3 protein-coding genes are annotated in these 2,107 nt (G+C 44.9%); all 3 read left to right on the top strand.

Annotated features, from left to right (window positions below):
• Positions 1-161: 161 nt before the first annotated feature.
• The 3 genes from KDK13_RS13400 to KDK13_RS13390 all read left to right on the top strand — a co-directional run bounded on the left by KDK13_RS13400 (position 162) and on the right by KDK13_RS13390 (position 2,089).
• Positions 162-692 (top strand): helix-turn-helix domain-containing protein, encoded by a 531-nt coding sequence (locus KDK13_RS13400; RefSeq protein ID WP_257285477.1) that lies wholly within the window; start codon positions 162-164, stop codon positions 690-692.
• Between the two features lie 79 nt (positions 693-771).
• Complete coding sequence (locus KDK13_RS13395) at positions 772-1,317, top strand: DUF523 domain-containing protein (protein WP_257285476.1); 546 nt, start codon at positions 772-774, stop codon at positions 1,315-1,317.
• Between the two features lie 427 nt (positions 1,318-1,744).
• Positions 1,745-2,089: a hypothetical protein gene (locus KDK13_RS13390; RefSeq protein ID WP_257285475.1), complete on the top strand. Its 345-nt coding sequence runs from the start codon at positions 1,745-1,747 to the stop codon at positions 2,087-2,089.
• The last annotated feature ends 18 nt before the right edge of the window (positions 2,090-2,107 follow it).

The following is a 2,107-nucleotide window of genomic DNA, read 5'->3' as shown; positions in this document are numbered from 1 at the left end:
ATCCAGCGGACGGCGCTAGACGCGCCGCCGCTTATGCAGGCGTTATGTTCACCCACGCAGGCTGCATTGCGCAACTTGTTCTTTGATACTGTTTATTTACTTTGTTTGTATAGGTTTGAAAGATAGGGGGTACTCTGTGAAAACAGATAACCCCTATACGCTTGAAATATTTCAATCCTGAGCTAACTTTCTTCCGCACAAGAAAAAACCCGGCTCAAACGGAGCAGCCACTCCTAACCGGGTTTTTCTGTATAGCAATGAGCTACTGCTCGGGAGACAGTATAGCAATGATTTCGTTTGCCTACCTAATGGGTATAGGAACCTTGATACGAGTTAAAATAAACAACAACGGGATGGAAAAACTGTCGATGACCCAGAAATATCTGTTGGTCGTATTGGCAACATTTGCCAACTCAGAAGGTGAGTGCTGGCCAAGCCAAGGGTTACTGGCAGAGATTCTCGGTGTTAAACAGGCGACTATTTGCACCAATCTTAAAGTACTGGAAAAAGCAAAATTCATCGAAAGCTGTCACCGCAAAACCAAGAAAGGCGGTAATACTTCCAAGCTGTACCGAATGCTGTTCCAGCCTTTTGTCTTCAAAAAAATCTCTGAGCAACATTTTGACTGCTTCGGGAATCGGATCGATGACCCGCGCATGACCGACACGTCCTGGGCAGAAGGCTTCGAGTAAGCAAACATAACAACAGCTTCCAACGGACTAGCGCCGTTGAAGCGGGGGTTAGCTTTCAGGAAAGTATCGAGAATAGTGCATGAAAAAAGTACTTGTCAGCTCTTGCTTGCTAGGAGATAAAGTTCGCTATGATGGTAACTCCTTGTTTACCAACAGTGAAATTCTCCAAGAATGGATAGATGACGGTAGAGTTGTTTCAATTTGTCCAGAAGTCAGTGCCGGAATGAGTATTCCAAGAGCTCCAGCTGAGATATCTGGCGGTGAAGGCAATGATGTTATTTCTGGAAGAATTTCAGTAATGGAAAATAGTGGTGAAGACGTCACCGAAAAATTTCTGACTGGAGCCAAAAACGCCTTGTCTCTATGTAAACAAAATCATATCAAGGTTGCTGTGCTGGCCGATTTTAGTCCTTCATGTGGGAGTTCATTTATATATAATGGTGCTTTCTCAGGTACAAAAATCGATGGTGCAGGCGTTACAGCAGCATTATTAACAGCTAATGGTATTAAAGTGTTTAGTCAATACCAACTAGAAGAAGCTAACAAGGCCATGCACCCGACCTCCGGCATCTGTCACGCTTTTTGCCGAGGGCAAAAAGACGCGCCAGCTACCTCCGACAGGTGATGGCGGCGTTGTGCGCTATAGTACATGGCCTTTCTCTGACTGGAAATTCAGCAGAAATGAAAATGGTTTTGTGGGTTCTGGCGGGAGAGATTTGAATTTCTTTCCTCCTGCCATGCCAGTTTCAGCAGTACGCTGCTCTTCAAGATATGTTGTTTCTGGCAAAGCAGTTTTGAGCTTTTTCCTTCGTGCAACGCCAGACTAAAATCCGTGCCAGTGGTTTGGCAGCAAATTTCAGCTTTGTCTTTTACCGCAGCTTTTTGTTCGTCAGCGCTTCACGTCCTCTGCCATGAACAAAGAAAACATAGTTGGGTGCCGGCCTTCAGGCTCACGAGCGGCGAGTTCGCGCACAACAAGAGCATCCAGCGGACGGCGCTAGACGCGCCGCCGCTTATGCAGGCGTTGTGTTTATCATAGGAAATAGTAAAATATGAAAAAGGAAAAGAAGTTTTGGCATATGCCCCAGTTTATACATGGGAAAGGGCATGATTTTTATGACAGCAAAGAAGCAAAGCAGTTGTATGCCAAACAATTAGTTTCACTAAGCGAAAAAGTATTCTGGGCAATGATCGCACCATTTTTCTGTTTCTTCTTAAACCCTGAAAAAGTTGATGTGTGTTTAGTTGCCTGCAGTTCCCTAATATTTTTACTCATTGGTTTGTACTTTAGGCACCAGGGGCTAAAAATAATCGATGAACTCGAATTAGAAGAAATAGAAATAGTCGTCCCTAAATCAACCACGCACATAACAAGAGCATCCAGCGGACGGCGCTAGACGCGCCCCCGCTTATGC

This window comes from Endozoicomonas sp. SESOKO1 (assembly GCF_024606265.1).
Lineage (GTDB): Bacteria > Pseudomonadota > Gammaproteobacteria > Pseudomonadales > Endozoicomonadaceae > Endozoicomonas.
The sequence above is the reverse complement of the archived record's forward strand: the minus strand, read 5'-3'. Positions and strand labels throughout refer to the sequence as shown.

Coding starts and splice junctions, on each gene's coding strand:
- KDK13_RS13395 (WP_257285476.1), top strand. CDS start 772: ATGAAAAAAGTACTTGTCAGCTCTTGCTTGCTAGGAGATAAAGTTCGC.
- KDK13_RS13390 (WP_257285475.1), top strand. CDS start 1,745: ATGAAAAAGGAAAAGAAGTTTTGGCATATGCCCCAGTTTATACATGGG.